General features: G+C 70.1%; 18 protein-coding genes. 6 read left to right on the forward strand and 12 right to left on the reverse strand.

Annotated features, from left to right (window positions below; genetic code table 11):
- Positions 1-680 precede the first annotated feature (680 nt).
- The 3 genes from ACIRPT_RS29245 to thyX form a co-directional block, all read right to left on the reverse strand.
- Positions 681-2,366, reverse strand: coding sequence for a ribonuclease J (locus ACIRPT_RS29245; protein WP_403513009.1), 1,686 nt, complete (start codon positions 2,364-2,366; stop codon positions 681-683).
- Positions 2,367-2,493: 127 nt separating this feature from the next.
- A complete protein-coding gene (gene dapA / locus ACIRPT_RS29250) occupies positions 2,494-3,393 on the reverse strand; it encodes a 4-hydroxy-tetrahydrodipicolinate synthase (RefSeq protein WP_403513006.1) in 900 nt (299 codons plus the stop codon).
- 199 nt (positions 3,394-3,592) lie between these two features.
- On the reverse strand, positions 3,593-4,351 hold the full coding sequence (gene thyX, locus ACIRPT_RS29255; protein ID WP_403513003.1) for an FAD-dependent thymidylate synthase: 759 nt from the start codon (positions 4,349-4,351) through the stop codon (positions 3,593-3,595).
- Positions 4,352-4,603: 252 nt separating this feature from the next.
- Between thyX and ACIRPT_RS29260 the strand changes: the two genes are divergently transcribed.
- Both ACIRPT_RS29260 and ACIRPT_RS29265 read left to right on the forward strand, forming a co-directional pair.
- Positions 4,604-4,843, forward strand: coding sequence for a hypothetical protein (locus tag ACIRPT_RS29260; protein ID WP_403513000.1), 240 nt, complete (start codon positions 4,604-4,606; stop codon positions 4,841-4,843).
- 102 nt (positions 4,844-4,945) lie between these two features.
- Positions 4,946-5,503, forward strand: a complete 558-nt coding sequence (locus ACIRPT_RS29265; RefSeq protein WP_403832449.1) for a phage holin family protein — start codon at positions 4,946-4,948, stop codon at positions 5,501-5,503.
- A gap of 273 nt (positions 5,504-5,776) precedes the next feature.
- Here ACIRPT_RS29265 and ACIRPT_RS29270 read toward each other — a convergent pair whose 3' ends face one another.
- From ACIRPT_RS29270 to eccD, 6 genes are all read right to left on the reverse strand, one after another.
- Entirely contained in the window at positions 5,777-6,229 is a 453-nt protein-coding gene (locus ACIRPT_RS29270; RefSeq protein WP_403832451.1) for a hypothetical protein, read from the reverse strand.
- Between the two features lie 15 nt (positions 6,230-6,244).
- Positions 6,245-6,997: a 4-hydroxy-tetrahydrodipicolinate reductase gene (dapB, locus tag ACIRPT_RS29275; RefSeq protein WP_403512991.1), complete on the reverse strand. Its 753-nt coding sequence runs from the start codon at positions 6,995-6,997 to the stop codon at positions 6,245-6,247.
- Positions 6,998-7,028: 31 nt separating this feature from the next.
- A complete protein-coding gene (locus tag ACIRPT_RS29280) occupies positions 7,029-8,408 on the reverse strand; it encodes a M16 family metallopeptidase (RefSeq protein WP_403832453.1) in 1,380 nt (459 codons plus the stop codon).
- Positions 8,405-10,615 (reverse strand): polyribonucleotide nucleotidyltransferase, encoded by a 2,211-nt coding sequence (locus tag ACIRPT_RS29285; RefSeq protein WP_403832455.1) that lies wholly within the window; start codon positions 10,613-10,615, stop codon positions 8,405-8,407. Before ACIRPT_RS29285 ends, ACIRPT_RS29280 begins: the two co-directional genes overlap by 4 nt.
- Positions 10,616-10,884: 269 nt before the next feature.
- A complete protein-coding gene (rpsO, locus tag ACIRPT_RS29290; RefSeq protein ID WP_403512982.1) occupies positions 10,885-11,172 on the reverse strand; it encodes a 30S ribosomal protein S15 in 288 nt (95 codons plus the stop codon).
- A gap of 153 nt (positions 11,173-11,325) precedes the next feature.
- Positions 11,326-12,792 (reverse strand): type VII secretion integral membrane protein EccD, encoded by a 1,467-nt coding sequence (gene eccD / locus ACIRPT_RS29295; RefSeq protein ID WP_403832458.1) that lies wholly within the window; start codon positions 12,790-12,792, stop codon positions 11,326-11,328.
- Between the two features lie 254 nt (positions 12,793-13,046).
- Between eccD and eccCa the strand changes: the two genes are divergently transcribed.
- Entirely contained in the window at positions 13,047-17,006 is a 3,960-nt protein-coding gene (gene eccCa, locus ACIRPT_RS29300; protein WP_403832460.1) for a type VII secretion protein EccCa, read from the forward strand.
- 122 nt (positions 17,007-17,128) lie between these two features.
- Here the strand turns inward: eccCa and ACIRPT_RS29305 are convergent, their stop codons facing one another.
- Positions 17,129-17,773: a WXG100 family type VII secretion target gene (locus ACIRPT_RS29305; RefSeq protein ID WP_403832463.1), complete on the reverse strand. Its 645-nt coding sequence runs from the start codon at positions 17,771-17,773 to the stop codon at positions 17,129-17,131.
- Positions 17,770-18,081 carry a hypothetical protein gene (locus ACIRPT_RS29310; RefSeq protein ID WP_403512972.1) on the reverse strand — a complete coding sequence of 104 codons (312 nt, stop codon included), beginning with the start codon at positions 18,079-18,081 and terminating at the stop codon, positions 17,770-17,772. The genes ACIRPT_RS29305 and ACIRPT_RS29310 overlap by 4 nt, the downstream gene beginning before the upstream one ends.
- Before the next feature lie 237 nt (positions 18,082-18,318).
- Here ACIRPT_RS29310 and ACIRPT_RS29315 point away from each other — a divergent pair, with 237 nt between their 5' ends.
- The 3 genes from ACIRPT_RS29315 (at position 18,319) to ACIRPT_RS29325 (ending at position 22,556) form a co-directional block, all read left to right on the forward strand.
- A complete protein-coding gene (locus tag ACIRPT_RS29315; RefSeq protein WP_403832466.1) occupies positions 18,319-18,726 on the forward strand; it encodes a hypothetical protein in 408 nt (135 codons plus the stop codon).
- Between the two features lie 438 nt (positions 18,727-19,164).
- Complete coding sequence (locus tag ACIRPT_RS29320) at positions 19,165-21,225, forward strand: ATP-binding protein (RefSeq protein ID WP_403832468.1); 2,061 nt, start codon at positions 19,165-19,167, stop codon at positions 21,223-21,225.
- Entirely contained in the window at positions 21,222-22,556 is a 1,335-nt protein-coding gene (locus ACIRPT_RS29325; RefSeq protein WP_403832470.1) for an SUKH-4 family immunity protein, read from the forward strand. Before ACIRPT_RS29320 ends, ACIRPT_RS29325 begins: the two co-directional genes overlap by 4 nt.
- 663 nt (positions 22,557-23,219) lie before the next feature.
- Here the strand turns inward: ACIRPT_RS29325 and ACIRPT_RS29330 are convergent.
- Positions 23,220-23,519, reverse strand: coding sequence for a hypothetical protein (locus tag ACIRPT_RS29330; RefSeq protein WP_403512961.1), 300 nt, complete (start codon positions 23,517-23,519; stop codon positions 23,220-23,222).
- Positions 23,520-23,625: the final 106 nt, after the last annotated feature.

Consider the following 23,625-nt stretch of genomic DNA (forward strand, 5'->3'; position numbering starts at 1 on the left):
CACGCTGTTGAGTTCTCAAGGAACGGACGCTTCCTTTGTGCCTGTTTCACCAGGCTCTCCGGGCGCTTCCCTTCGGTCTTGCGTTTCCGACTCTACCAGATCCTCGCGGCCCTGATTTTCGCCGGTGCGTTTCCACCTTTCGGCTTCTTCGCGTTCCCAACCTTACCAGATCCGTTTCCGTCTCCGGCCCCCTGTTGGAGCGGGGTTCGGCCTCCGACTTTCGCTTTTCGGCCTTTCCGACTTTAGCAGATCCGAGCCTCGCCGTTTCCGGTCGAATTTCGTTTCCGATTTCCCGTCGGAGGGGGTGCCTTTCGGCTTATCCGACTTTAACAGATTGCTTTGGGTCGGAATTCCGCGACCGTTGGGGAGCCGTATCGCGCTCGCAAGCGTGCAGGGCTTCCCGTCCAGGCGGAGCCGTAAACCTACTGGAGCGGGGGGGGGGGGGGGGCCGGCCGGGGGCCCCCCCCCCCCCGGGGGGGGGGGGGGGCCCGCGGGGGGGGGGCCGCCGCGCTCACCGGGGGTGGGGTCGGGCGCCGGGGCGGGGGGGGCGGCCGCGGGGGGAGGCGCGCGGGCCCCCCCCCCCCCCCCCGCCCCCCCCCCCCCCCCGGGGGGGGGGGCCCCCCCCCCCCCCCGCCCCCCCCCCCCGCTCCGACTTGAGGACGTTCGTACCGCTCTGTGCGTCAGACCTCGACGATCACGGGGAGGATCATCGGGCGGCGGCGGTAGTTGTCCGACACCCACTTGCCGACCGAGCGGCGGACCAGCTGCTGGAGCTGGTGTGGCTCGGTGATGCCGTCCTGGGCGGACTTGGCCAGCGCCTCTTCGATCTTGGGCATGACGGCGTTGAAGGCCGCGTCGTCGATGCCTGAGCCGCGGGCATGGATGTTCGGTCCGCCGACGGTCTTGCCGGTGGTGCTGTCCACGACCACGAAGACGGAGATGATGCCTTCGTCGCCGAGGATGCGGCGGTCCTTGAGGTGGGTCTCGGTGACATCGCCGACCGAGAGGCCGTCGACGTAGACGTAGCCCGCCTGGACCTTGCCGGCGATCTTTGCGACGCCGTTGACGAGGTCGACCGCGACGCCGTCCTCGGCGATGACGATGCGGTCCTTCGGTACGCCGGTCAGGGCGCCCAGTTCGGCGTTGGCGCGCAGGTGGCGCCATTCGCCGTGCACCGGCATCAGGTTCTTCGGCTTGCAGATGTTGTAGAAGTACAGGAGCTCGCCGGCCGAGGCGTGGCCCGAGACATGGACCTTGGCGTTGCCCTTGTGGACGACGTTCGCTCCCCAGCGGGTCAGACCGTTGATCACGCGGTATACCGCGTTTTCGTTGCCCGGGATGAGGGAGGACGCCAGGATCACGGTGTCGCCCTGCACGATGCGGATCTGGTGGTCGCGGTTGGCCATCCGGGAGAGCGCGGCCATGGGCTCGCCCTGGGAGCCGGTGCAGACCAGGACGACCTCGTCGTCCGGGAGGTCGTCGAGGGTTTTGACGTCGACGACCAGGCCGGCCGGGACATTGAGGTAGCCCAGGTCGCGGGCGATGCCCATGTTGCGGACCATCGAGCGGCCGACGAAGGCGACCCGGCGGCCGTACTCGTGGGCCGCGTCGAGGATCTGCTGGATGCGGTGCACATGGCTGGCGAAGCTGGCCACGATGATGCGCTTCTGGGCGTTGGCGAACACCTGGCGCAGCACGTTGGAGATGTCGCGCTCGGGCGGGACGAAGCCCGGGACCTCGGCGTTCGTGGAGTCGGAGAGAAGAAGGTCGATGCCTTCCTCGCCGAGCTTGGCGAAGGCGGGGAGGTCGGTGAGGCGGCGGTCCAGCGGGAGCTGGTCCATCTTGAAGTCGCCGGTGTGGACGACCATGCCCGCGGGGGTGCGGATGGCGACCGCGAGGGCGTCCGGGATGGAGTGGTTGACAGCCACGAACTGGCAGTCGAAGGGGCCCAGGCGCTCGCGGTCGCCCTCGGCGACCTCCAGCGTGTACGGGCGGATCCGGTGCTCCTGGAGCTTGGCCTCGATGAGGGCGAGGGTCAGCTTGGAGCCGATAAGGGGGATGTCCGGCTTCTCGCGCAGGAGATAGGGGACACCACCGATGTGGTCCTCGTGGCCGTGCGTGAGCACGATGCCGTCGATGTCGTCCAGGCGGTCCCTGATGGAGCTGAAGTCCGGCAGGATCAGGTCGATTCCGGGCTGCTCCTCCTCGGGGAAGAGCACTCCGCAGTCGACGATCAACAGCCGGCCGCCGTATTCGAAGACGGTCATGTTGCGGCCGATTTCACCCAGGCCACCGAGGGGGGTGACGCGCAGGCCGCCCTTGGGAAGCTTCGGCGGAGCGCCGAGCTCGGGATGCGGATGACTCAAAAGACTCTCCTCACCACACGCGCCACGCTGCCGTCGAGGCACGTGGCGCGCATGACATTCGTGCACTTGCTATGTGGCGGTTGTTGGTCGGTATTCAGTTGTGAAGTCTGTGATCCGAAGCCTGTGCTCAGAGCTGTACCCCGCCGGCGGCGAGGTCGCGCGTGAGCTGTTCGGTCTCCTCGGGGGAGAGCTCCACCAGGGGCAGACGCAGCGGGCCGGCGGGCAGGCCCTGGAGTCCGAGGGCGGCCTTGGTGGTGATGACGCCCTGGGTGCGGAACATGCCGGTGAAGACGGGCAGCAGCTTCTGGTGGATCTCCGTGGCCTTGGTGACGTCGCCATTGAGGTGGGCGTCCAGGAGGGCGCGCAGCTCGGGGGTGACGACGTGGCCGACGACGGAGACGAAGCCGATGGCGCCGACCGAGAGCAGCGGGAGGTTGAGCATGTCGTCGCCGCTGTACCAGGCGAGGTCGGAGCGGGCGATGGCCCAGCTGGCACGACCCAGGTCGCCCTTGGCGTCCTTGTTGGCGACGATCCGCGGGTGCTCGGCGAGCCGGACCAGGGTCTCGGTGTTGATCGGGACGCCGCTGCGGCCCGGGATGTCGTAGAGCATGACGGGCAGCTCGGTGGCGTCCGCGATGGCCGTGAAATGGCGCAGCAGGCCCTCCTGCGGGGGCTTGCTGTAGTAGGGCGTCACCGCGAGGAGGCCGTGGGCGCCGGCGTCCTGGGCGGCGCGGGCGAGCTCGAGGCTGTGGCGGGTGTCGTTGGTGCCGGCTCCGGCGACGACAAAGGCGCGGTCTCCGACCGCGTCGACCACGGCGCGCACGAGCTGTGCTTTCTCGGCGTCGCTGGTGGTCGGGGACTCTCCGGTGGTGCCGTTGACGACGAGGCCGTCGTTGCCGGCGTCCACCAGATGGGCGGCGAGCCGCTGGGCGCCATCGAGGTCGAGTGCGCCATCCGCCGTGAACGGCGTGACCATGGCGGTCAGCACCCGCCCGAAGGGGGTCTGCGGTGTGGAAGTCGGAGCCATGGGTCCCACGCTACTCGTAACGCACCTCGGGATGCGCCTCTGGGGGAGCAGGGATGTGGACTCCGGCACTGCCTGCTCGGGGGTTCAAGCAGTGCCGGGTCCGTTTGTTCAGAGTAGATGAACTTCTCAAAATGCCGCAATCCGGGCATCTCGCACGCCGGCGCTGGACCGTGCGCCGTCCGCCCCGCCGCCTGGCGCTTTACGGGGCGATGCGGCCGTTCGCATTGAATGCGCCGTACGTGAGCGGCATGAGCTTGGCCCACTGGGCCTCCATCTGCTCACCGACCATCTCGATCTCGCGCTGCGGGAAGGAGGGGACCTTCGCCAGCTCGTGCTGGGTGCGCAGGCCGAGGAAGTGCATCAGGGAGCGGGCGTTGCACGTCGCGTACATCGAGGAGAACAGGCCCACGGGGAGGACGGCGCGGGCCACCTCGCGGGCGACGCCGGCGGCGAGCATCTCCTGGTACGCGTCGTACGCCTGGCGGTAGGTGTCCTCCATGACGCGGGTGGTGAGCTCGTGCTGCGCCGGGGTGCCGTCGACGAATTCGTACTTGCCGGGGCGGCCCTGCTGGACCAGCTTGCGGGACTCACCGGGAACGTAGAAGACCGGCTCCAGCTGGCGGTAGCGGCCGGACTCCTCGTTGTACGACCAGCCGACGCGGTGCCGCATGAACTCGCGGAAGACGAAGATCGGCGCGCTGATGAAGAACGTCATGGAGTTGTGTTCGAAGGGGCTGCCGTGCCGGTCCCGCATGAGGTAGTTGATCAGGCCCTTGGAACGCTCGGGGTCCTTCTGGAGCTCCTCCAGCGACTGCTCGCCGGCCGTGGAGACCCGGGCCGCCCACAGGACGTCGCTGTCCGCGGCGCTGTGCTTGACCAGCTCGACCGTCACCTCGCTCCGGAAGCGGGCGGCTGCACTGTCGGCGCTCTCAGTGCTCTCGTCGGGGGTGTGGGACACCGGCGGTTCCTTCCGTTCGATCCTCGTGCGCGCCCAGCCTACGGCCCGCCACTGACAGCCCGGGAAAGGTGAAGGAAGCTCAGGAAATGCCGCCGCGCAACTCGTTAGGCGCAAAACGGTCCCCACCTAGCAGTGAACGAGCCAGCGGTTGATATTTTTCACAGAAGTCACTGAAAACGGGCACCAATCGGACGGCGGATACGTCTACCTCTGTGACAGTGCCCACTTCGAGGTTCCTAGGAGAGCCCGCTCATGTTCCGCCGGCGAGAGCCCGTCCCGTTCGCCTTCGTTGCCGAGGCAGACCGGTTCCGCAGCAATGTCACTCCCCCGCCGCGCCAGCGCGCCTCCCGTGCGCAGCTGCTCGGCCAGTCCCTGATCACCCTCACCGTCGTGGGCGGCCTGGCCGGCGCCCTGCTGTTCGGCATTCCGTCGCTACAGCAGGACAGCTCCGGTACGGACCGGGTGCATCACTCCGAAGCCGCCCACCGCTGAGTGGATGGGCGGGGGCAGGGGAGCGGGTGGTTCCGCTCCCTCCGGCCCGATAGCCTCACCGGTCACAGCTTCTGTTTGCGTGCCCATGAGTGAGGTTCAGCCGTGCCCCTGTCCTTCCTGACGGCCGACCGCGACCTCGACGGCCATGGCCGTGCGGCGGATCCGGCCGCACTCCCGTATGACGAGCCCGACCACTGGCGCCGTCCCTACCGCCCCGGACCGTGGCGGGTGGGGACGGCGGCGGTGTTTTTACTGCTGGCGTCGTTCGTCCTGCTGTCGGCCATGATCATCGGCCTGGCCGGTTCGCTCACCGGGGCCGTGATCTGTGGGGTCGTGGCCATGCTGGTGATCGTCCTCGCCCTGCGTCTGTTGCGCGTGGGGGTGTGGGTGAGCGCGAGCGGGCTGCGGCGGGTGAGCCTGCTGCGTACGACCACGGAGCCGTGGACCGCCATCGCCACGGTCCGTACGGTCCAGCAGCCCGTGCGGTGGCTGGGGCTGCCGCGGACCGTGCAGGGACAGGCCGTGATCGTCCAGCGGATGCGGAACGAGCAGCCGGAAATCCTGGTCACGGACCACAACGGCGATTTCCAGTCCCGGCCCGAGGCGTTCGAGCGGGCGGCGGATGTGCTGGAGGCGTGGGCGGCGGAGTACCGCCACTAGGGGGAGCCGCCACTAGGGGTTAGGGGAACGCATCCCCTAGGGGGTGCGAGCGCCCCCTGCTGGGCCACAACGTGGTGGGCGGGGGACGGTATTCCCCTGATGGGGCGGTATTCCCCTGATCGGCAAGGTGATCACCTCCGGAGCCCACGCTGGAGCCCGGGAAACGCCGGGGCGCCGGGCTGCCGCCGTACCCCCGGCAGCGGCAGAAGCCCGGAAGCCCCTAGCCCCTAGCCCCTAGCCCCTGAAACACCCAGCCCCCCAGCCCGTGCGGAGTCAGGTCCGTACGGGCTTGTTGTCGTGCAGGGCGATGGCGCGCTGCATGGCCTTGCGGGCGCGTGGGGTGTCGCGGGCGTCGTGGTAGGCGACCGCGAGGCGGAACCACGTACGCCAGTCGCCGGGCTTGTCCTCCGTCTCGGCCTGCCGCCGGGCGAAGACCTCGTCGGCCGAGTCGCGGTCGATCCGGCCGCCGGGGGTGCGCCTCAGCTCGTCGACCGGCAGTCCGCCCTCGGCCTCCAGCTCGCGCGAGAGGATGCCGGCCTTGCGGGCGAACTGGGTGGTGTGCCAGAGGAACCACAGGCCGATGAACGGCAGGACCAGGACCGCGACGCCGAAGGTGACGGTGACCGCGGTGCCCTGCTCGATGAGCAGCACGCCCCGGCTGCCGACCAGCACGAAATAGACGACGAGGACGGCCGCGAGGACGAAATAGGTGATCTTTGCGCGCACGGGGAGGTCTGCCTGTCAGTCCAGGTCGAGGAAGTTTTCCAGGCCGACGGTCAGGCCCGGGGTGGTCACCACGCGGCGCGCACCGAGCAGGATGCCCGGCATGAAGCTGCTGTGGTGGAGGGAGTCATGGCGGATGGTGAGGGTTTCCCCCTCGCCGCCCAGGAGGACTTCCTGGTGGGCCAGCAGGCCGCGCAGGCGTACGGAGTGGACGGGGATGCCGTCGACGTCCGCGCCGCGGGCGCCGTCCAGGGCCGTGGTGGTGGCGTCGGGCTGCGGTGCGCTGCCGGCCTTCTGGCGGGCGGCGGCGATCAGCTGGGCGGTGCGGGCCGCCGTGCCGGACGGGGCGTCCGCCTTGTTGGGGTGGTGCAGCTCGATGACCTCGACGGATTCGAAGAAGCGGGCCGCCTGCTGGGCGAACTGCATGGTGAGCACGGCGCCGATGGAGAAGTTCGGAGCGATGAGCACGCCGACCTCGGGCGAGGCGGCGAGGGAGGTGCGCAGCTGCGCGAGGCGGTCCTCGGTCCAGCCGGTGGTGCCGACGACGGCGTGGATGCCGTGGCGGACGCAGAAGTCGAGGTTGCCCATCACGGCGCCGGGGTTGGTCAGCTCGACCGCCACCTGGGCACCGGCCTCGGCCAGGGTCTCCAGCTTGTCGCCTCGGCCCAGGGCCGCGACCAGCTCCATGTCCTCTGCGGCCTCGACGGCCCGTACGGCCTCGGAGCCGATGCGCCCCTTGGCGCCCAGTACGGCCACGCGCAGCTTGCTCATCGTTTCCAGCTCTCTGTAGGTGGTGCGTCGGCTAGGCGACGGCGTCGTCCAGGCGGGCCGCCTGCCGGTCGGTCAGCGGGCCGATGACGGACAGCGAGGGGCGGGAGCCCAGGACGTCGCGGGCCACCTCCCGGACCTCGTCGGGGGTGACGGCGGATATCCGGGCGAGCATCTCGTCGACCGACATCTGCTCTCCCCAGCACAGCTCACTCTTGCCGATGCGGTGCATCAGCGCGCCGGTGTCCTCCAGGCCCAGGACCGTGGAGCCGCGGAGCTGGCCGATCGCGCGGTGGACCTCGTCGTCGGTGAGGCCGTCGGCCGCCACCTGGTCGAGCTGGTCGCGGCAGATCTTGAGCACGTCGGGCACCTGGTTGGGGCGGCAGCCCGCGTAGACGCCGAACAGCCCGCAGTCGGCGAAGCCCGAGGTGTACGAATACACGCTGTAGGCCAGGCCGCGCTTCTCGCGGACCTCCTGGAAGAGGCGGGAGGACATGCCGCCGCCGAGGGCGGTGTTCAGGACGCCCATGGCCCAGCGGCGGTCGTCCGTGCGGGACATCCCGGGTACGCCGAGGATGACGTGCGCCTGCTCGGTCTTGCGGTTGAGGTGTTCGACGCGGCCGGTGGTGCGGATGTTCCGGGCGCCCGCGCGGGGGTCGACCGGGGCGGCGTCCGTGCGGCCGAGGGCCCCGGCCCGCTCGAAGGCGCTGCGGACGAGGCGGACGACCTTGGCGTGGTCGATGTTGCCCGCGGCGGTGACGACGAGGTGGGTGGGGTCGTAGTGCTTCTTGTAGAAGCGGCGGATGCGCTCGGGGGTGAGGGCGTTGACCGTGTCGACGGTGCCCAGGACCGGGCGGCCGAGGGGGGTGTCGCCGAGCATGGTGTGCGCGAACAGGTCGTGCACGCAGTCGCCCGGGTCGTCCTCGGTCATCGCGATCTCCTCGAGGATGACGCCGCGCTCGGCGTCCACGTCCTCGGGTTCGATCAGCGAGCCGGTGAGCATGTCGCACACCACGTCGATGGCGAGCGGCAGGTCGGCGTCGAGCACCCGCGCGTAGTAGCAGGTGTATTCCTTCGCGGTGAAGGCGTTCATCTCGCCGCCGACCGCGTCGATGGCCGAGGAGATGTCCAGGGCGCTGCGCCGCTCGGTGCCCTTGAAGAGCAGGTGCTCGAGGTAGTGGGTGGCGCCGTTGAGGGAGGGGGTCTCGTCGCGGGAGCCGACGTGGGCCCAGATGCCGAAGGTGACCGAGCGGACCGACGGCAGGGTCTCGGTGACGATGCGCAGACCGCCCGGGAGGGTGGTCCGGCGGACCGTGCCGGCGCCCGCGGTGCCCTTGAGAAGCGTTTGGGTACGGGCGACGGCCCGCCCCTCCGAAGAGGGGCGGGCCGTCGTCGCGTGCGTACGGGACGTCACTTGGCGGCGTCGTCCTTCTCGGCGTCCTCGTCCTCGATCACGGGGATCAGGGACAGCTTGCCGCGCTGGTCGATCTCGGCGATCTCGACCTGGACCTTGGCGCCCACCGCGAGCACGTCCTCGACGTTCTCCACGCGCTTGCCGCCGGCCAGCTTGCGGATCTGCGAGATGTGCAGCAGGCCGTCCTTGCCCGGGAGCAGGGAGACGAACGCACCGAAGGTCGTCGTCTTCACGACGGTGCCCAGGTAGCGCTCGCCGACCTCCGGCATGGTCGGGTTGGCGATGCCGTTGATCGTGGCGCGGGCGGCCTCGGCGGCCGGGCCGTCGGCGGCACCGATGTAGATGGTGCCGTCGTCCTCGATCGTGATGTCGGCGCCGGTGTCCTCCTGGATCTGGTTGATCATCTTGCCCTTGGGGCCGATGACCTCACCGATCTTGTCCACGGGGATCTTGACGGTGATGATCCGCGGGGCGTTGGGGGACATCTCGTCCGGGGTGTCGATGGCCTCCGTCATGACATCCAGGATGTGCAGACGGGCGTCGCGGGCCTGCTTCAGCGCGGCGGCCAGGACCGAGGCGGGGATGCCGTCGAGCTTGGTGTCGAGCTGCAGGGCCGTGACGAACTGCTTGGTGCCGGCGACCTTGAAGTCCATGTCGCCGAAGGCGTCCTCCGCACCGAGGATGTCGGTGAGGGCGACGTAGTGGGTCTGGCCGTCGATCTCCTGGGAGATCAGGCCCATGGCGATACCGGCGACGGGGGCCTTGAGGGGCACACCGGCGTTCAGCAGCGACATGGTGGAGGCGCAGACCGAGCCCATGGACGTCGAGCCGTTGGAGCCCAGCGCCTCGGAGACCTGGCGGATGGCGTACGGGAACTCCTCGCGCGTCGGCAGCACCGGCACGATGGCACGCTCGGCGAGCGCGCCGTGGCCGATCTCGCGGCGCTTGGGCGAGCCCACGCGGCCGGTCTCACCGACGGAGTACGGCGGGAAGTTGTAGTTGTGCATGTAGCGCTTGCGGGTCACCGGGGAGAGGGTGTCCAGCTGCTGCTCCATGCGGAGCATGTTGAGGGTGGTGACGCCCAGGATCTGGGTCTCGCCACGCTCGAACAGGGCGGAGCCGTGCACCCGCGGGATCGCCTCGACCTCGGCGGCGAGCGTACGGATGTCCGTGATGCCGCGGCCGTCGATGCGGACCTTGTCCTTGATGACGCGCTCGCGGACCAGGGACTTGGTCAGCGAACGGTAGGCGGCGGAGATCTCGCGCTCGCGGCCCTCGAACTGCGGGAGCAGCTTCTCGGCGGCCACCGCCTTGACGCGGTCCAGCTCGGTCTCGCGGTCCTGCTTGCCGGCGATGGTGAGCGCCTGGGCGAGCTCGTCCTTGACGGCGGCGGTCAGCGCCTCCAGGACGTCGTCCTGGTAGTCGAGGAAGACGGGGAACTCGCCGGTCGGCTTGGCGGCCTTGGCGGCGAGGTCCGACTGGGCCTTGCACAGCACCTTGATGAAGGGCTTGGCGGCCTCGAGACCGGCGGCGACGACCTCTTCGGTCGGGGCCTCGGCGCCGTCCTTGACCAGCTGGATGGTCTTCTCGGTGGCCTCGGCCTCGACCATCATGATCGCGACGTCGCCGTCCGGGAGGACCCGGCCGGCCACGACCATGTCGAAGACGGCGTCCTCGAGCTCGGTGTGGGTCGGGAAGGCGACCCACTGGCCCTTGATCAGGGCGACACGGGTGCCGCCGATGGGGCCGGAGAAGGGCAGGCCGGCCAGCTGCGTGGAGCAGGAGGCGGCGTTGATGGCGACCACGTCGTAGAGGTGGTCGGGGTTGAGCGCCATGATCGTCTCGACGATCTGGATCTCGTTGCGCAGGCCCTTCTTGAAGGAGGGGCGCAGCGGCCGGTCGATCAGGCGGCAGGTGAGGATCGCGTCCTCGCTGGGGCGGCCCTCACGGCGGAAGAAGGAACCGGGGATCTTCCCGGCTGCGTACATCCGCTCCTCGACGTCGACGGTCAGCGGGAAGAAGTCCAGCTGGTCCTTCGGGGTCTTGGAAGCGGAGGTGGCCGACAGCACCATGGTGTCGTCGTCCAGGTACGCCACGGCGGAACCGGCGGCCTGCTTGGCCAGGCGGCCCGTCTCGAAGCGGATGGTGCGGGTGCCGAAGGAACCGTTGTCGATGACGGCCTCGGCGTAGTGGGTCTCGTTCTCCACCAGGAATATCTCCTCGTCTGCGTCCGCTGCCCGTGTGGCAGCGGACCTTCTGCGGAGGAGCGCCGTGCGGGCCGGTCTTCGATCGAAGCACCCGGAAATCTCCGGGGGCCACTACCGAGGACCGGCGGCCAGGAGGCGCTCTCCCCGCGTTCGCTTTTGCGATATGGCACCAGACTACAAACGTTCCGTCCACCGCGGGGTGGCGAAAGAGTCCGGCGCGTACGGCAAAGGGAGCGGCCCCCGGTGGGAACCGCTCCCTTTATGGCGTCTTACTTGGCGCCCGCCGCGCCGCGGCGGATGCCGAGGCGCTCGACCAGCGCACGGAAGCGCGTGATGTCCTTCTTGGCCAGGTACTGCAGCAGGCGGCGACGCTGGCCGACCAGCAGCAGCAGACCACGGCGGGAGTGGTGGTCGTGCTTGTGGGTCTTGAGGTGCTCGGTCAGGTCCGAGATGCGACGGGTGAGCATCGCGACCTGGACCTCGGGGGAACCGGTGTCACCCTCCTTGGTGGCGTACTCGGACATGATCTGCTTCTTCGTTGCGGCGTCGAGCGACACGCGGACTCCTTCAAGATCTGGTCCTTGAGCGCCCCTGGTTTGCTTCACAGGGAATCTTGGATGACTCGATCGGACCGTCACACAGCGTACCAGTAAGAAACGGCCCCCCGACCGGGTGGTCGGGGGGCCGCGGCGCGCAGGGTGTGGCCGTCGCTAACTTCCGGTGAGGCCGCGCACGGTCGCGTACACGTCCAGCACCGCGAGGCACAGCGGGACCAGGGACAGCAGGACCAGGCCGTCGAAGATGTCGAAGATCCGGCCCCAGAAGGGGGTGACGCCCTTGCGGGGGACGACCAGGCCGACGCCGACGAGGATGGCGGCGCCCACCGCGATGCTGGCGGAGAACCAGATGGTGCGTATGTTGAGCGGGCCGGAGTCGTCGAACCTGAGCAGGTCGACGAAGATCTCCTGCGGCGGGTTCAGCGCGACACCCAGGATCAGCAGGACGATCGTGAAGATGCCGGCGATGGTGAGGCAGGCGACCTGCGCGGTGTACTCGAAGAGCCGGGCGCGCAGCATGATCGTGATGCCGGCGGCCAGGGCCAGCAGCTGGGCCCACATGTTGTCGGAGAAGCCGAGGACGATACCGGCGGAGCCGACGACGAGGGCGGCGCAGCCGGCGACGAGGCCGAGGAGCAGCTCGTGGCCGCGCTTGGCCTGGTTGCCGATCTTGATGAAGTCGACCGACTCGGTCTCGCCGCGCTCGCCGTCGTAGCCCTTGGCGATCTGGTCGGGCGACTTGTAGCCGATGGGCAGCCGGGCGAAGCGGGCGGAAAGTCCGGGGAGCCAGGCGACCATCGCGATGGCGACGACGGCGGTGACGGCGGCGACATCGATCGGCCGGGCGTCGGTGAGGATCGCCGCGAAGACGGCGAGGGTGCCGATGGCGGACAGGAACGCGGCCGCCACGAAGGGTGCGTCGCCGCGCGGCAGCAGGACCACCAGCAGGATGGAGGCGATCAGTACGGTCACACAGCCGACGAGGAGCTGGAGCCGGCCGGGTCCGTGGCCGGCCTCGACGGCGAAGATGCCGGAGCCGGCGATCAGCAGGTGCGGCAGGGACGCGAGGCCCAGGGCGATGGAGGAGCCGTGGTCGTCGTAGACGCGGGCGCGGACGCCGGCCAGGGCGACCAGGACGATGCCGGTGACGCCGGCGATGATGCCGGGCAGGCTGTGCATGTCGCGGTGTTGGACCGGGTTCGAGACCCACAGCGCGAAAGCCATCATGACGAGCAGCAGGACGCCGGCCGTGAGACCGACGTAAATCATCAGGTCGTCGCTCCAGCGGCTGCGGTTCTGCTTGACCGCGGAGGCGACGGCGTCCGAGACGTCGTCGAAGACCGGGAGCGGGAGCGATTCGGCGAACGGCTTCAGAAGAAGAAGGTCGCCGTCGAGGATCTGCTGCTGGGCGAGCGACTGTCCGGCGTCAAGTACCGTGCCGTCGCGGCGTACGAGGTGGTAGCCGGTCGGAGCGCCCTCCGCCTGGGACTGCCCGGAGAGCCGCAGAATCTCCGGATAGATGTCGACGAGTGCGACGTCCTCCGGCAGAGCCACATCGATCCGTGCATCCGGCGCGGCGACTGTGACCCGGCAGAAGCCGGTGCCAGTGCTCGTGCTCACCTGGCGGTTCCCCCTATCCGTTGGGCGTTTTGTCGCGTCACGCGCCCTATATATAAAGCCGTCACTACGGGGCTGTGGCACGCTCGCGGTGCGTCAGCGTACCGTCCGCCCGGGGGGCTGCCCCACCCACCCCATCACTTGACCCGTAACAGTAGGATCAACGCCTGCGTCGGGCCAAGGACTTGTGCCCGGGGGACCGTCAAACCAACGGGGGCGGTCCGAGACTGCGAGATGCATGAAGGACTGATGCCTCGGTGAGCGTTGTCATCGTCAAGCGCCCGCCCCGCGCGCTGCCACCTGAAGTACCCGCGGAGGAGGTGACACTGGAGGCGCCTCCGGAGCTTCCCCGCGAAGGGGAGTCGGAGAATCTGCTGATGACCTTCATGCCCATGATGGGCATGGCGTCGTCGGCGGGATTCCTCTTCATGGGCAATCAGCCGTTCATGAAGATCATGGGCGGCTTCATGGTGGCGTCCACCCTGGCGATGGCGATCATGCAGATCGTCAAAGCCCGCCAGGGTCCTTCCGGGCAAATGGTCCAGGAACGCCAGGACTACCTCAAGTACCTTGCGCAAAAGCGCAAAGAGGTGCGCCGCACCGCCCGCAAGCAGCGGGACGCCCAGCTCTACATCCATCCCGACCCGGCTCAGCTGTGGTCGGTGGTGGCCGAGGGCAAGCGGGTGTGGGAGCGCCGGGCGACCGATCCGGACTTCGGGCAAGTACGTCTGGGGCTGGGGCCGCAGCAGCTGGCCACTCCCCTAAGGGCTCCGGAGACCGCTCCGGTCGAAGAGCTGGAGCCGCTCACCGCGCATGCGATGAAGGAATTCCTCGACAAGCACGGACAGTTGGAGGACCTGCCGCTGGCGGTCTCGCTGCGGGCCTTCTACCACCTGACCGTCTCCGGTGACCCGGACACCGTCTACGGCGCCTCGCGCGCCATCCTCGCCCAGCTGTGCACCCTGCACTCGCCCGAGGACCTGGTGGTGGCGGTCGTCGCCGCGCCCGGTGCGCAGGCGGAGTGGGAGTGGACGAAGTGGCTGCCGCAGGTCCAGCACCGGAGCACGGACGGCGCCGGCAGCCGCCGGCTGGTCGTCGGCGACCTCGGCGAGATCGAGGAGCTGCTGGCGGATGAGCTGGACGGCCGCGGGCGCTTCAGCCCGCAGGGCGCTCCGGTGACCGACACCCCGCATGTGGTGCTCGTGCTCGACGGCGGCGACGTGCCGATGGACTCGGTGATCGCCGGGGCCGAGGGTTTGCAGGGCGTCACCATCCTCGAGGTCGTCCCGGGCGACCTGGACGAGATCCGCGGTGGTCTGGCCGTACAGGTGTGGCCGGGCAAGCTGGTGCTGGAGTCGGCGAGCGGCGCGGTCTACCACGGTGTGTGCGACACGCTGTCGATCCCCGAGGCGGAGGCGCTGGCGCGCCAGCTCGCCCCGCTGCGGGCCGGTTCGGGTGCGGACGGCGAGGAACCGCTGCTGTCCAACCTGGACTTCACCGACCTGCTCAACATCGGCGATGCCGGTTCCGTCGATGTGTCGCGTACCTGGCGTCCCCGGACGCTGGCCGAGCGGCTGCGCGTCCCGCTCGGTGTCGACCGGGACGGCCAGCCGGTCATGCTGGACATCAAGGAAGCGTCGCAGCAGGGCATGGGCCCGCACGGTCTGTGTGTCGGTGCGACCGGTTCCGGTAAGTCCGAGGTGCTGCGCACCCTGGTGCTCGCCCTGGCGGTCACCCACTCCTCGGAGACGCTGAACTTCATCCTCGCGGACTTCAAGGGTGGCGCCACCTTCACCGGTATGTCGGAGATGCCGCACGTCGCAGCGGTCATCACCAACCTCGGCGAGGACGTCACGCTGATCGACCGCATGCGCGACTCGATCACCGGTGAGCTCCAGCGCCGTCAGGAGCTGCTGCGCTCGGCGGGCAACTACGCGAACATCACCGACTACGAGAAGGCGCGTGCCGCGGGTGCCCCGCTGGAGCCGCTGCCGTCGCTGGTGATGATCATCGACGAGTTCTCCGAGCTGCTCGCCGCCAAGCCCGACTTCATCGAGATGTTCATCCAGATCGGCCGTATCGGCCGATCGATGGGTGTGCACATGCTGCTCGCCTCGCAGCGTCTGGAAGAGGGCAAGCTGCGCGGTCTGGACACGTTCCTTTCGTACCGGCTGGGTCTGCGGACGTTCTCCGCGGCCGAGTCGCGGACCGCGATCGGTGTGCCGGACGCCTACCACCTGCCGAACGTTCCCGGTTCCGGCATCCTGAAGTACGACACCGAGACGATGGTCCAGTTCAAGGCCGCGTATGTCGGTGGTGTCTACCGCGGCCCGGGTAGCGGCGGACGTGGCGGCGTCGGCGGCGGGTCGATGCAGATGCCGGTGCCGTTCACCGCGGCCCCGGTCATCGAGCAGATCATCGAGGAGCCCGTCGTCGTCGAGACGGACGAGCCCGAGATTGACGACGCGCTGGCCGACACCGTTCTGGACGTCATCGTCCAGCGCATGGTGGGCCAGGGCCCGCCGGCGCACCAGGTGTGGCTGCCCCCGCTGGAGGAGCCGCCCACGGTCAACCAGCTGCTGCCGACGCTGGCGGTCACCCCCGAGCGGGGTGTCCACGCGCCGGAGTACACCGCGCTGGGCAAGCTCGTGGTGCCGGTCGCGCTGGTGGACAAGCCGTTCGAGCAGCGGCGTGACGTGATGTACCTGGACTTCTCCGCCGGTGCCGGTCACGGCCTGGTCGTGGGTGGTCCGCAGTCCGGTAAGTCCACGCTGATGCGGGCCGCCATCGCCTCGTTCGCGCTCACCCACACCCCGGCCGAGGTGCAGTTCTACTGCCTCGACTTCGGTGGCGGCGGCATGCTGACCATGGAGGGCCTGCCGCACGTCGGCGGTGTCGCGTCCCGTCTGGACGCCGAGAAGGTGCGCCGTACGGTCTCCGAGGTCGTCGGCATCCTCAACGAGCGCGAGGAGTTCTTCCGGGCCAACAGCATCGACTCGATCTCCACCTACCGCCAGCGGCGGGCGGCGGGCGCGTTCCCCGACCAGAAGTGGGGCGACGTCTTCCTCATCATCGACGGCTGGGGAACGTTCAAGACGGACTACGAGCAGATGGACCCGGTGATCCTCGACATCGCCGCACGGGGTCTCGGTTTCGGTGTCCACCTGTTCCTCTCCGCCTCGCGCTACACCGAGGTGCGGCCCGCGCTGCGGGACCAGCTCCTCAACCGCGTCGAGCTGCGTCTGGGCGACGCCATGGAGTCGGAGTTCGACCGCAAGCGCGCGGAGAACGTCCCGATGGGCAAGCCCGGTCGCGGTCTGTCGCCCGACAAGCTGGACTTCCTGGCGGCACTGCCGCGGCTGGACGGCATGTCCGACCCGGAGACGATCAGCGACGGCATCGCGAACCTGGTCTCGACGGTCAGCGAGAACTGGCAGGGCGAGCCCGCTCCGGCGGTGCGGATGCTGCCGACGATGCTCCACGTCAACGAGCTGCCCAAGGGCAGCGACTACCCGGAGCACGGCGTCGCGATCGGTGTCGACGAGATGACGCTGTCGCCGGCGTTCATCGACTTCGAGACCGACCCGCTGCTGGTCATCTACGGCGAGAGCGAGTCGGGCAAGTCGGCGCTGGTGCGTCTGATCGCCAAGCAGATCGCGGAGCGGTACCCCTCGGACAAGGCGCTCATGGTCGTCTCCGACTACCGGCGCGCGCACCTCGGGGAGATCCCGGAGAGCCATCTCTACAAGTACTGCGCCGCGGGTCCGCAGCTGCAGGAGGTCATCAGCGGTCTGGCCGGTTCGCTGAGCCGACGGATGCCGGGGCCGGACGTCACGCCGGAGCAGCTGCGCAACCGCAGCTGGTACGACCTGCCGGACGCGTTCGTGATCGTGGACGACTACGACCTGGTGGCGACCAGCACCGGCAACCCGCTGCAGCCGCTGCTGGAGCATCTGCCGTTCGCCCGTGACCTGGGTCTGCGCCTGATCATCGCGCGCAACTCCTCGGGCGCCGGCCGGTCCTCGTTCGAGCCCGTGATGCAGCGCACCAAGGAGCTCGGTGCGCAGGGTCTGATACTGTCCGCCGACCCGGCCGAGGGTCCGCTGATGGGCAACATCAAGGGCCAGAACCTGACGCCTGGACGGGCGACGTTCGTCACGCGTAAGCGCGGTGCGCAGCTGGTCCAGACGGGCTGGCTGCCGCCGCAGAGCGGCTGACCGGTCGCACGCACAACGGCGGTGGGGCGTCCCTCTCAGGAGGGGCGCCCCACCGCCGTTTGCGGGGCCGGGCCCAGTGGGCGTGCCGGGCTTTGTGCACGTGCCGGGGCCTCGTGGGCGTGTCAGCCGAAGGCGCCGCCATCCTTCGTCTTGGCGCCCTTGGCCGCCTTGGCCTCGTCGGCTTCCTTGGCTTCCTTGGCCGCCCGTTCGACCGCCGCGGCCGGGGTTGTCCGTACGCCCTTGGCGATGTTCTCGCCGCCGCGCGCCGTGCCGTCGCCCTTCGGACCGAAGGGGTCGGCTCCGTGCACCGCCGTGGAGGTCTCCCACCGGTGCGTCGCGGCCGGTCCCTGCCGGCCGCCGCCCCCGCCGCCGCGCTTGCTGAACGCGCCGCCGAGGCCGTTGGCGAGCTGGCCGAGGGCCATGAAGCCGTAGGCGAAGTTGGTGCCGGACTGCTGCCCGCCGGAGTTGTTGGCCTGCGCCTGGCTACGGTCCTCGTGGTCCTCGCTGTCCTTCTCGGCGGGAGGCGCGGCGGCCAGTTCCAGATCCGCTGCGGCCAGTTCGAAGGCCGGCAGCGAGTCGTCGACGGAGCGCCTGAGCTGGTGCCATTCCCCGGCGAACGCCTCGCCCGCCGGCCCCTGCCAGTGGGCCGCGGCGGCGCTGCTGACGTGCCGGTCCAGATCGCGTACGAGTCCGTCGAGGTGTTTGCCCATGTCCCGCCAGCCGGCCGCCGCTTCGTGCAGTGCCTCGGGGTTGCGCCGCTCGCTCACTTGACGCTCCGCATCATCTCGACCAGCTCTTCCTCGGCCGCCTGTGCATTGGCCGCGGTCTCCTTGATGCCGCCGCCCACCTCGGCGAGCCGCTCCTGCAGCATGACGAGGGCGTGCTCGGCCTGTTCGTACCGCTCCAGATGCGCGCGGGCCTCCTCGCGGCTGCTGCCGAAGCCGTCCCGCAGCGCCTCGGCGTCCGCCTTCCGTTTGAATGCCGCCAGCTGCCGGCCCAGTTCTTCCGCGCGTATCTCGAAGGTCGCACCGAGCTTGTGCAACTCCTCCGAACTGAGCCGGACTTCATCGGACATCTTTTCTCCCCGAATTGAATAGCGGCTGGCCGCTGTGCTTCTTCTCAGGTCTAGCACACCCGCAAACGGCCCGGACCCCGCTACGGAGCGGGCACCCAACACACCGCCGAATACATACGGAGCAATACACAGCAATACCGACAACCCCGCCTTGACGCCCTGTTCACACCGGTCATTACACTCGGCATGCCGGTGCAGCACACGAGTTGCTGTGCCACCACATCAAGGGGGACGCAGATGAGCAACGATCGGCAGATCCAGGACGAGGACCTGATGGACGTCGCCGCGGATCCGGAGCAGGCGCACCGGCTGCGCAAGGCCCTCCAGACGCTGTCGGACAACCCCAACGTCGGCGGCAAGCTCAAGGAGATGGCTCAGGAGGTGCTCTCCGGCCGGATGGGCATGAAGGAAGCCATCGAGACGCCGAGCTACATGGACGCCATCGGCGACCGGATGCACGAGATGCGCCGGGCGGCGGAGAACCAGACGATGGCGGAGCGGGAAGCCTCGCGCGAGCAGTTCGGCAAGTGGCAGCGGGAACAGGAGGAGAAGGAGGCCGAGGAGCGTGCCGAGCGCGACGGCCCCTCCGCCAACATCGTGACCGGTCCGCGGCGCGGCGGCCGGACCGGCGGCCACCGGGGATGACCCTGCTGCCCCTGCGATCGCCGGGGCGGCACCCGTAGGCGCACTGCGGCTCCCGTGGCCACGGTGCGCCGCCCGCGCCGCCTCCGGTGCGCATACGGGCCGCGCCGTCCGCGGGGCCCGTACACGGCCGCTCTCCGGCGCGGCCGCGGACCGCAGTCGAAAGAAAGTGGATCACCGGCCGGACATTCGCCGCATGCCACTCACTTTTCACGCTCTTTCCGTGCCCTTTACGCTCGGAGCGACCGTATTTTCTCCACAAACGGCGACCCGTACCTCACGTCGCTCACACCCCCCACCAGCCCCGGCCTGGATGTTCCGGTTATGGAACAGCCGGGCCCCGGCGGCGTGGCACAGGTGCGCCGGATCATAAGATCGAGCAGATAGAGACGCAGAAATCCACGCGAGTGGAGGGCGGGATTGATGGGGGACGAGGAAGTCATGAGCGCCGCAGCCGAAGGCAGTGCCGCGAGGCCCGCATACGAGCCGCATCCGTTCATCGGCGGGCGCACGGCCGCGCTGCGCGCGCTCGCGGCCTGGCGTATGCGGTGGCCCGGTGCGCCCCGCGTCATCGTGCTCACCGGAAGCCCGGGCAGCGGCCGTTCGCGGCTGATCCACGGTTTCCTGATGCTGTGTGAGCCCGAATACCGCAAGCGGCTGCCGCTGGACGACATGGACCCGGCGACCGTCCCCCCGGACCTCCCGCCGCCCGCCGTGCCGAGCCCCGCCCTGCGTACCGCCGACCAGTTCCAGTGGCTGATCGCGGACCACTTCGGGCTGCAGGCCGCCCGTGCCGCGGACATCTTCACCGAACTCGCCGCGCTCGAGGAGCCGGTGACGATCGTGGTGCCGGATGTCGACGCGGCCGGTCCGGTACGTGCCGTGGGCGAGCCGGCCCGCCTCGTACGGGACGTCCTCAAGCCGCTCGCGGCGACCGAAACGGTTCAGCTGCTCGCCGATGTCCCGCGCGAACTGGCCGCCGAGCTGGCCGGGTCGCTGCCGCGCGGGCAGGTGCAGATCATCGACCTCGACGAGGCCGAGTGGGCCGACCCCGAGGGGCTGCTGCTGCACGCCGAGACCGCGCTCGACCCCGGCTTCGGGGCGCCGGAGCTCCCGTTCACCACCGACCCGGCCGCCCGCCGGGCGCTCGCCGAGGCGATGGCGCGCCGCGCGGGCACCAACCGGCTGACCTTGCAGCTCGCCGTGCAGTCGGTGCTCATGCAGCCCGAGGGCTTCGACCCGGTCGACGAGTCCCAGCTGCCGGCCGATGTCGGCGAGGCGCTGGACCTGCACGCCCGCCGCCTGGGCGCCGATCCCCAGACGCTGCGGCTGATCCTGGCGCCGCTGGCGTTCGCCGAGGGCGAGGGGCTGCCCGTCGAGCTGCTGGGCCTGCTGTCCGGCGCCGTCGCCGGACGGGACATGAGCCAGGACATCGCGGACGGCATGCTGCTGGCCGCGCCGTTCGTCCAGCCGGTCGAGGTGGCAGCGGACGAGGACTCGGAGGACTCCGAGGAAGGCGCCGGCGGCGACCGTACGCTGCTGCGCCTGATGCACCCGGCGATCGCCGAGGAGATCCGCGCCGGTCTGCCCGGCGTCCGCGAGGCGCAGACCGAGATCGCCATGGCGCTGCTGGAGGCGGTGCCCGAGCAGAACTGGGCCAAGGCCGACCCCTACATCCGCGACCACCTCGCGGCGCACACCCTCGAGGCCGGACTGCTCCCCCGGCTGTTCACCGACCCGGGCCTGTTCGCGCACGCCGACCCGGTGACGCTGCGGGCGGCAGTGGAGGCCGTGCCGCCCGAGGAGCTGGACCCGCCGGCCCGCACGTATCTGCGGATCGCGCCCGTGCTCACCCGCACCCAGGCGCCGGCCGGTATGCGGGCGGCACTGCTGGAGACCGCGTTCGTCGAGGACGGGCTCTTCCCGTACGCGCAGGCACTGCACGCCCTCGGCTTCGCGCTGCCGTGGCGGACGCTGTGGAGCGTGCCGCTCGCCGGGGTGGGCGCGGTGCGGACCGGGTATCTGCCGGCGGAGGAGGAAGGCGCCGACAACCGTCAGGTGGCGGCGTTCCTCGTACCGGAGGGCACGCCCGGCTCCCGTACCGCACAGGGCCCTGCCGACGGCCCGGCCCTGCTCATCCACGATCTGCTGCAGCCGGAGTACGTCGACGTCGCCCCGGAGCAGGTGCTGCGGCCCTCGGACGAGACGCTGGAGGCGGCGCCGCTCGGCATCAGCCGGGGCGCCGACTATCTGCGGGTGTGGGCGCGGGGGACCAAGGAGATGGTGACGGCACTGATCTCCGACACCCCGTTCACCGGCGCCGATCTCTCGCCGGACGGCGTCCTCGTCGTCGCCACGGAGCGCGGTGTGACCGCCCGGCAGATCCTCGCGCCCGTCCCCGCGGCGGCCCCCACCGTGCCGGCCCAGCGCACCGGCACCACCGACTCCGACGCATCCACCGACCCGGATGCCTCCCCCGGCCTCGAAGGAGACCACTCGTGATCACCCAGGCGCAGGCACACGCCACCGCCGCCGGCTGGCTCAACCCCGAGGGGCATCAGGGCCCGCCCCGCGAAGTGGCCATGCAGGAGTTCGACCTCGGCTGGGTGGTGTGGGCCGTGCCGCCGCCTCCGGAGGTCGACCCGCAGACCGGACAGCGGCGTCCGCCCGCCGAGATCGGCACCGCCTGCGGCGTCGTCGACCGCGCGTCCGGTGAGCTGACGGTCTGGCCGTCCGTACCGGTCGATGAGGTCGTGCGGATGTACCAGCAGAAGCACGGCGCCGGTACGGCCACGGGCGCGGCGGCCCCCGCCGACCAGCCGCCGGTCACCGGCCCCGGCAACACCGCCGTCGCCACCTACAACGACCCCTCGACGGGCGAGGAGACCAGCCTCGCCAAGGTCTCCGGCCCCGGCCTGCCGCCCGCCGAGTACCAGCTCTCCGCCGAGCTCGAGCGCCTCGGCGTACGCGGTGAGGACGTCCGGGCGGTGCACACCGACCTGCGCCCCGCGCTGCTGCCCGGCGGCTATCCCGGCGACTTCATCTTCCGCGCCTTCCCCAACGCCCAGTTCTCCTGCACCGAGGGCTACGGCATGCGGCCCGAGGAGCGCGCCGAGGGCGTCGCCGGGCTGCTGCGGCACGTCGAGATGATGTACCAGATCTCGGGGCGGCAGGCGCCGCCGCGGCCGCACCGGCTGCCGGTGCCGGAAGGCGTCGAGGCCGCCCCGGCGATGCGCGATGTGGCGCTCGGCAAGCACCTCACGGAGGTCTTCGGCCCGCAGGGCGTCGTACGGCCGGACGCCGACGACATCGCCGCCACCCAGCTCCCCGAGGCCACGAAGAAGACGCTCACCTGGGCCGGGCTGCCGACGGAGGTCCCGTACTTCTTCACCGCCGACCGGGCCGATGCCCCGCCCGCCGGCGGCCTGTTCACGGACGTCGCCACGTACCTCCGCCAGACCGGGACGGAGGCCCGGCCGGAGACCCTCGAAACCCTCTCCGGTTACGTCCGCTTCGGCACCGACGGCCTCTACACCATGGCCGTGCAGTGCGTCGCCCCGGAACAGAACCAGGGCCTGGTCGGCACCGTCTGGGCCGTCCAGCCCACCTCCGGCGGCGGCCGCTTCACCAACCGCACCCTCGCCGCCTACCTGCGCTCCCTCGCCCTCCTGTCGACCACCCGCCGGCAGATGCAGGGCCTGGACCCGCTTGCGGCGGGCACGGCGGTGGCCGGGTTCCAGGAGCAGATCGCGGCGATCGACTCGTGGGCGCTGGACGACGAGGGCAACTGGTGGTCGCTGATCATCGAGCAGATGTGGCACGGGTTGTACTGAGGGACCGAGACATGTGAAGCATGCGGGGTGGGCGTGTTCGCGGAGGCGGGGGCGCCCACCCGCTTCTGAGCGAGCAGGAGGGTGGAGACCCGCTCGCACCCTGCTGGGACATGGCGCTAATTCGGTCATTCGGTCGTTCGGTCATTCGGTCATGAGGAACGGACTGCCGTCCGGCGGGCCCAGATGGCCGGTTCGCTGCGCTCGTCGCAAAGCTGAATTCGTCTCCTTGGCGGCCCGGAAGGCTTCCTCGACCACTCGACGGGGACGTCCGCCGCCCGGATCACCGTCCGACCATCCGGAGCACGACCACGTCTACATCTACATCTACGTCTGCGTCGACGGCCGTGGTCCGTCGGTGTGGACGGGATGGAGGGCCATTGCGCCGCGCCTGACCGTCGCGGGGCGCCGTCGAAGTCGGCGAGAGCCGAAGGCGTTCAGGGAACGGCCATGGGCACGCGGGCTCTCCCCCGGTCACCGCAGGACAGCCGCTCTCGAACCTCACCCGGACCGGCCGACGCCACCCTCGAAGTCGAGCTGGGCCATGGGGAGTTCGGCACGGACGGGACACAGTCGGTCCCCTGCGGGCTTCCCCAGGGGGCGCGTCCGCCGGCCCTTCCTGACCGCAGCAACGCCGCTGCTCCTCGCGCAGGCCGTTCGGAACTCTCAGGGCAACAGCAACCAGTCCGCCGCCAGAGCCGCCGCCAGCCCGATGCCCAACAGCCAAGTCCCCAGCCGCGTACGTCCGTTCCGGCTGAGTTCGATCACCACGCCGCAGAGCACCAGCGCGGCTCCGTAGACCCCGACCACCAGCACCGAGTGCCGGGACGCCAGGCGAATCACCAGCACCACCGCCATCGCGCCCATCAGCACCGAGGCCACGACGATGCGTATTCGGCGGGCCTGGCGAGGCGTCAGCCCCGCGTAATCCTCGGAAAGGTGCTGCTCATTGCCGGTTGCGTCCATGAGCGGGATGCTACGGGACCACCGATCACCCCCGCCCCCGGATCCCGGCCACACATCCGCCGCGGTGGCTCCCCCGGGGTGGCCGGCGCGGAGCCGGCCCCCACCG

Origin of the sequence: Streptomyces sp. NPDC101227 (genome assembly GCF_044767545.1) — a bacterium.
In the GTDB taxonomy this organism is placed as follows: Bacteria; Actinomycetota; Actinomycetes; order Streptomycetales; family Streptomycetaceae; genus Streptomyces.

Excerpts from the sequence above, each read along its gene's own strand:
- dapB (WP_403512991.1), bottom strand. The coding sequence starts at position 6,997 with ATGAGCAAGCTGCGCGTGGCCGTACTGGGCGCCAAGGGGCGCATCGGC.
- dapA (WP_403513006.1), bottom strand. The coding sequence starts at position 3,393 with ATGGCTCCGACTTCCACACCGCAGACCCCCTTCGGGCGGGTGCTGACC.
- ACIRPT_RS29315 (WP_403832466.1), top strand. The coding sequence starts at position 18,319 with ATGAGCAACGATCGGCAGATCCAGGACGAGGACCTGATGGACGTCGCC.
- ACIRPT_RS29260 (WP_403513000.1), top strand. The coding sequence starts at position 4,604 with ATGTTCCGCCGGCGAGAGCCCGTCCCGTTCGCCTTCGTTGCCGAGGCA.
- ACIRPT_RS29310 (WP_403512972.1), bottom strand. The coding sequence starts at position 18,081 with ATGTCCGATGAAGTCCGGCTCAGTTCGGAGGAGTTGCACAAGCTCGGT.
- ACIRPT_RS29330 (WP_403512961.1), bottom strand. The coding sequence starts at position 23,519 with ATGGACGCAACCGGCAATGAGCAGCACCTTTCCGAGGATTACGCGGGG.
- ACIRPT_RS29320 (WP_403832468.1), top strand. The coding sequence starts at position 19,165 with ATGAGCGCCGCAGCCGAAGGCAGTGCCGCGAGGCCCGCATACGAGCCG.